Annotated in this window: 1 protein-coding gene and 1 pseudogene; both read right to left on the minus strand. The window is 37.0% G+C overall.

Annotation, left to right across the window (positions count from 1 at the left end; genetic code table 11):
• Nucleotides 1-169: 169 nt before the first annotated feature.
• A pseudogene (locus AC1DJR_RS29865) lies at nucleotides 170-445 on the minus strand (ferrochelatase); the annotation flags it as partial.
• A gap of 189 nt (nucleotides 446-634) precedes the next feature.
• A partial coding sequence (locus AC1DJR_RS29870) for an asparagine synthase-related protein (protein ID WP_477004242.1) occupies nucleotides 635-1,359 on the minus strand: 725 nt, incomplete at its 5' end.

The raw sequence follows: 1,359 nt of genomic DNA on the forward strand, positions 1-1,359 counted from the left end.
TCATATAAAGTGAAACTTTAATCAGTGGGGGGGTTGTTCATCCCACACTGATTATTAGCCCTCACCAATCGGGCATTTACGGGCAGTTGATCTCCCACCTAACTTCTTTGCTCCAGCTGAATTTTGAGGTGGCAGTTTTACTGCCCACAAATAGCGGGATAAAACTCCTAAATCGAGCAATGTGTTTTAAACCTAAGTAACAAACAAATTCATACTCTGTAAACATTTTATTCATTGAATCTGTTAATTTATGCGCCTGCTCTTTCATTATTTTCCCAAGCGGTGAAATTCCACCAATTGCTTTATACCGTCCGATTAAATTTTGGAGCGCTTCTTCAGATGGCTTACGGCCATGACGAATGTGAGTATAATAAGCTTCTACATCATCTAATGACTCCGGTGTTCCATATGCCATTACAAGCAAACCTATTTTCTTCTTCGTCATCTATATAGCACCTCAATTTTGGAAATGAGAATCTTTTTCAAGAACATTTGTTTCCAATTATAACAAGCAATAATAAGTACGTCAAAATAATAATTCTAAATAAGTATTATTTCTAATATGATTTCGAATTTTATATGACAATTTATTTAAGAAAAAGAGCGGCTCACATAAATATAAGCCGCTCTTTCCCTATTCCTTAATATTTACCCCATACTCTTTAAACCAAACATGAATTTGCGCTAAATGAGCTAAAAGCTGCGGCCCAGTCATTAATTGACCAAACCATGGTTTTTGAAATGCACTGCCGCCAGACTCGATCAATCCGCTCAATTGCTCCTTATCGAACAATTCATGCAAAATTGAGCCTTTATCCGTTAATAAATCTTGGAGCCATACTGTTACTGCTTTCGTATAGTGCGGATTATGCGTTTTCGGATACGGACTTTTCTTTCTATATAATATATCATTTGGAAGTAATCCTTCTAACGCCTTACGCAATAGACCTTTTTCGCGGTTTTTATACATTTTCATTTCCCAAGGAATATTCCACGCATATTCGACAAGTCGGTGGTCCGCAAATGGAACGCGCACTTCTAAGCTTGCCCCCATACTCATACGGTCTTTTCTGTCTAATAATGTTGTCATAAACCATACCATGTTTAAATAAAATAATTGTCGTCTCTTCGCTTCTAATGGGCTTTCTCCCTCTAAAATAGGAACTTCTTGAATGGATTCTTCATAGCGTCGTTGTACATATTGTTGTAAATTTAATTTATTTCTCCATTCTTTCTTCAGAAGTTGTTCACGCGCTTCTGTAGAACGCATCCACGGAAATGCACTTGATTGTAAATCATCTTCTCTATAAAACCACGGATAACCGCCGAATATTTCATCTGCACATTCTCCAGATAAAC

This window comes from Bacillus sp. 05T31 (genome assembly GCF_056396725.1).